Here is a 4599-nt window from a genome sequence, read left to right as displayed (position 1 = left end):
CACGATAGGTGATCACGTGGGGTCCTGGTTCTGAAGATGATCTTGTGGTGAGACCTTCTTCTACCAGGACCCCACGCCCACATCTCCTCAGGCCCTCAGCCATCCCCATTCCACTGAGATCACCTCACTGAACCGCGATAGTGAGAAAAAGGTGTGAAAAGCCCCGGATGCGCACGGGGCGAACCCCGATAAAGGAGCCTTCGAGACCACTCGAATGGAGTCCGGACCCCTTACTGAGCGGAATGCCCCCGACGATTTTCGCGATCACCCCGGAATCGGGCCAAACCGACGGATTCAACCACCGCGATGAGCCTCGTCCGCGGCTTCCCGCAGCAGCGGAGCGCGGGCCGGACCCGCCAGCCCGAGGTGGTACAGGTGCAGCTCGCTCGCTCCGGCCGCGCGCAACCGGCGGACGTGGCCGACCAGGTCGCCGGCCTGCGGTCCGACGGCGGTCACGTAGGCGCCGACGTCGTCGATCCCGGCGGCCTTGGCCGCGGCTACCTCCTCCGGCCCGGCCGGGGTCCAGCAGGGCACGACGACGCCGTCGACCTCGCCCCCCGCGCGCGGCGTCAGTCCCGGCAGGGCGCCCGTCGCCCAGGCGTCGGCACTGCCGTGCAGCAGCACCCTGCGACCCGTGCCGATCGCCTCCAGCACCGCGCCGCGCAGCAGGTCGGTGCCCGCAGAACGGGTCGCGAGCAGGGTTTCTCGCAGGTCAGCGGGCAGTTCGTCGTCCACCTCGGTCAGATCACCGGTGGCGATGACGCGGCGGACCTCCGTGCGCAGCGCCTCGCGCACCCGCTCGGCGTCGGAGCCGGTCCAGCCGCGCGCGCACGCCGCGCAGCAGCAGACCGACAGCAGCCGGGCCGCCGCGGGCGACCAGACCGCGTCGGTCTTCTCGTGCTGGTGCTGGTGCACCGCGCCGAGCTGACCGCACGCCTCCAGCACCACCGACCGCACGTCGAGACCGTCCAGCGCGGACCGGGTGAGCCGCGCCGCGTAGTCGCGCACCTCGGCGTGCGACGGGCACAGCGCCCACGGGTAGACCTCGCCGAAGCAGTTGCGCACCGCGACGTCCGGGAACCGCCCGCCCAGCAGGGAGTTGTGGGTCAGCACCAGCCACGCGGCGACGTCGACGCCGCTGCGGCGGAGCTCGGCGACGGCCTCACCGGCGCTGTCGGGCCCCACCCAGTCCGGTTCGGCCGGGCGCAGCCTCCCCCAGCCGGTGCCCACCGGCCGGTAGAGCGCGGCGTGGCGGGCCACCACCGCGCTGCGGGTCCCGTCGAACGGGGTGGCCGCGCGAGCGCTGTGGTACGCGACCGCGACGGCGACCTCGTCCACCCCGGACGCCGCGACCCGATCCGCGAAACCGGGCCGCACGTCCCAGGGATAGGCGTAGCCGGTGACGTGCGCGCTCACCGCGCGGCCGCCGCCGCGCCGCCCTGGGCAGCGCGGTCCAGCACGTCGAGCATCTCGTCGACCTCCTCGGTCCGTTCGGAAGCGACGGCCCCGAGCCCGATGAACAGCGCCAGCGAGACCAGGATCGGCGTCGCCACGGTCGCGGTCTGACCGGCGTCCACGCCGTAGTAGAGCACCGCGTAGGTGATCAGACCACCGGCCCACGACACCAGCGCCGCGCGCGAACCGCTGCGGCGGAACCACGGCAGCATCCCCAGCAGCAGCGGCACCGAGATCGGCCCCATCAGCGCCGCCACCCACGACACCACGATCGACAGCACGCCGCCGAGGTTGTCCGCCTGGGTGGCCACCAGCATGCTCAGCGCGATGAAGCCGAACGTCGCGACCCGGCCGGCGCGCAACCGCTGCGCCTCGCCGAACGCGCGGGCCTTGCGCCACAGCACCGGCAGCATGTCACGGGTGATCACCGCCGAGATGGCGTTGGCGTCGGAGGCGACCATGGCCATCGTGTGCGAGAACATCCCGGCCAGCACCAGACCCACCATGCCCGCGGGCAGCAGCTTCTCGGTCATCGCGGCGTAGGAGGTCGTCGGGTCCTCCAGCCCCGGCACGAACAGCGGCGCGGCGAACATCGGGAACATCAGCACCAGCGGCCAGACCAGGTACAGCGCCGAGGACAGCAGCGCGCCCCGGCGGGCGGCGTGGTTGTCCGGCGAGGCCATGTAGCGCTGCGCCAGGTTCCACATCCCTCCGTTGTACTCCAGCGTCTTGACCAGCACGTACACCAGCAGGAAGACGGTCGTGTAGTCCTCGGTGACCGGCGAGAGGTGCCCGGCGGGCAGCCGGTCCCACATGGTCCACAGCCCCGAGATCCCGCCGAGCGAGGACAGCACAGCCCAGATCATCACGATCCCGGCCAGTCCCTGGATCACGAACTGCCCGAAGTCGGTGAGCGCGTCGGCCCACAGCCCGCCCGCCGTGCAGTAGAGCAGCGTGACGCCACCGGTGACCAGGATGCCCGCCAGGATCGGCACGCCCGCGAAGGACTCCAGCAGGATCGACACCGCGAACCACTTCGAGGCCACGTCGAAGACCTTCAGCGAGGCGCCGCTCCAGGCCAGCGCCTGCTGGGTGGGGATGTTGAAGCGACGGGCCAGGAACTCCAGCGGCGAGGCCACGCCGAACTCGGCGCGCAACTGGTTCCAGCGCGCGGCGAACAACCAGGCCCCGATCGCCACGCCGATACCGATGGAGGCGAATCCCCAGAAGTAGACCGTGACGCCTTGGCTGTAGGCCACTCCCGCGTAGGCGACGAACAGCACCGCGCTGTAGCCGGACATGTGGTGCGAGATCCCGGCCAGCCACCAGGGCATTCGACCCCCGGCGATGAAGAAGTCCTTGTCGGTCTTGACCCTTCGGTGCGACCACCAGCCGATGCCGATCATCAAGCCGAAGTACCCGATCACCATGACCCAGTCCAGCGCGTGCACCGGCCCACCCCTTCACATCCGATGGCTTGGAACTCCGCGGCTTTCGAGCTCGCTGCGGATCGTCGTCGACCCGGGCGCGTGCGCCGGATGTGGTGCTTGCTCGCCCCCAGGGAGGAAAGCGCTTCCCAATTGGGCCGTACGGACCTCACGGATTTCCCGCGCAGCCCTGAACAATTCGTTTCGTAAAGTTCCGGAGCCGGACGCTAGTATGGCGTCGATCACATGTCAACCGGCGTTCGGCGCGGCACCACGCATCCGGAATTCCTTGATGCGAAGGGAAAAGGCCTTGTCGGAGCGCATCTTGATCACCGGAGCCGCCGGCGGCATCGCAACGTTGATGCGGCCTCGGTTGCGCCGCGAGGGCCGGACGCTGCGACTGCTGGACATCGTTCGACCCGCGCCCGCGGCGGACGACGAAGCGGTCGAGATCGTCGAAGCCAGCGTCACCGACCCCGAGGCCATGGCGCGGGCCTGCACCGACGTCGACGCGGTGGTGCACCTGGGTGGCCACAGCCGCGAGAACAGCTGGGCCGAAACGCTTTCGGTCAACATCGACGGCACCCGCACCGTGCTGGACGCCGCTCGCCGAACCGGCGTCCGGCGGGTCGTGCTCGCCTCCAGCAACCACGTCGCCGGATTCCGCTCCACGGCGGAGGCCGCGACGCTGGCGGCGGACTCACCGCCGCGCCCGGACACCTACTACGGGGTGAGCAAGGCCGCGATGGAGGCGCTGGGCAGCCTCTACCACTCGCGGTTCGGCATCGACGTGATCTGCATCCGCATCGGTGCGTGCTTCGAGACGGTGAGCGACGAGCGCGGGCTGGGCCTGTGGCTCTCGCCGGACGACTGCGCGCGGCTGCTGGAAGCCAGCCTGTCGCACCCGTCTCCGGGTTACCGCGTGGTCTGGGGCGTCTCGGACAACGCGCGACGCCCGGTGCCGCTGACCGAGGCCGCCGAACTCGGTTACGCGTCCCGCGACGACGCGGAGGCCGTCTTCGCCTCCCGCGTCGCCGCGAACACCTCGCACGAACTGCTCGGCGGCCCGTTCACCTCGGCTCCCCTGGGGGAACCGAACTAGGACTGCTTGCGGGCCTTCTTGGCGGCGCGGCGCATCTGGATCATGCGCGCCGTGCCCGCCAGCCACACCAGCACGCCGCCGACGATCGCGGCGAACAGCAGGGCGAGGCCGATCGGCAGGCTGAACTTCAGGCCCAGGAAGTGCACGGTCACCGCCGCGAAGTTCTGCGCGACGAAGATCAGTAGGAAGACCAGCACCACGCCCGCGATGGCCAGCGCGGTCCACAGCACGCCGGTCCGGCTCTGCGGCGCGAGCTCGTGCTTGCCGCCACCGGAACGCTCGACGGGCTCCCCCGCCTTCTCGACGGCCCCGCTGCCACCGGCGGCTCCCTGGGCGTCCTTGCCGTTGGTGCCCTCGGCGGTCACGCCCTCGGCCGCCGCGCCGTTCGCGCTCGGCTCCCCCGCCCCGGACTCCCGCTCCGACCCGGCTCCAGCGTCCTTCGACCCGTTCTCAGACATACCGATCATCATCAACCGGACCCCGCCCCACGCCCCACCCCACACACCGCTCCGTCACCGGTTCGATATCTCACGTCTCCCGGACCTGCGCGTACCAAGTGACGGATGTGACCCGAACCGACCGGACAAAACGGATCGATCATGGACGGCTCGGACC

At 70.6% G+C, this 4599-nt stretch carries 4 protein-coding genes; 1 reads left to right on the top strand and 3 read right to left on the bottom strand.

What is annotated here, in order from left to right; genetic code table 11:
• Nucleotides 1-294: 294 nt before the first annotated feature.
• Nucleotides 295-1416, bottom strand: a complete 1122-nt coding sequence (locus E1181_RS30930) for a hypothetical protein (protein ID WP_132679947.1) — start codon at nucleotides 1414-1416, stop codon at nucleotides 295-297.
• On the bottom strand, nucleotides 1413-2906 hold the full coding sequence (locus E1181_RS30925) for a sodium:solute symporter family protein (RefSeq protein WP_132679946.1): 1494 nt from the start codon (nucleotides 2904-2906) through the stop codon (nucleotides 1413-1415). Before E1181_RS30925 ends, E1181_RS30930 begins: the two co-directional genes overlap by 4 nt.
• A 286-nt stretch (nucleotides 2907-3192) precedes the next feature.
• Between E1181_RS30925 and E1181_RS30920 the strand changes: the two genes are divergently transcribed.
• The gene (locus E1181_RS30920; RefSeq protein WP_268952521.1) at nucleotides 3193-3984 is read left to right on the top strand and encodes an NAD-dependent epimerase/dehydratase family protein; all 792 of its coding nucleotides are present in this window, start codon (nucleotides 3193-3195) and stop codon (nucleotides 3982-3984) included.
• Here the strand turns inward: E1181_RS30920 and E1181_RS30915 are convergent.
• Nucleotides 3981-4442 (bottom strand): LapA family protein, encoded by a 462-nt coding sequence (locus E1181_RS30915; RefSeq protein WP_132679944.1) that lies wholly within the window; start codon nucleotides 4440-4442, stop codon nucleotides 3981-3983. The two genes, E1181_RS30920 and E1181_RS30915, sit on opposite strands and share 4 nt — an antisense overlap.
• Between the last annotated feature and the right edge of the window lie 157 nt (nucleotides 4443-4599).

It is taken from the genome of Saccharopolyspora terrae (assembly GCF_004348435.1).
GTDB lineage: Bacteria > Actinomycetota > Actinomycetes > Mycobacteriales > Pseudonocardiaceae > Saccharopolyspora > Saccharopolyspora endophytica.
Note: the sequence above shows the minus strand (reverse complement) of the source record. Positions and strands in the feature narration are given on the sequence as shown.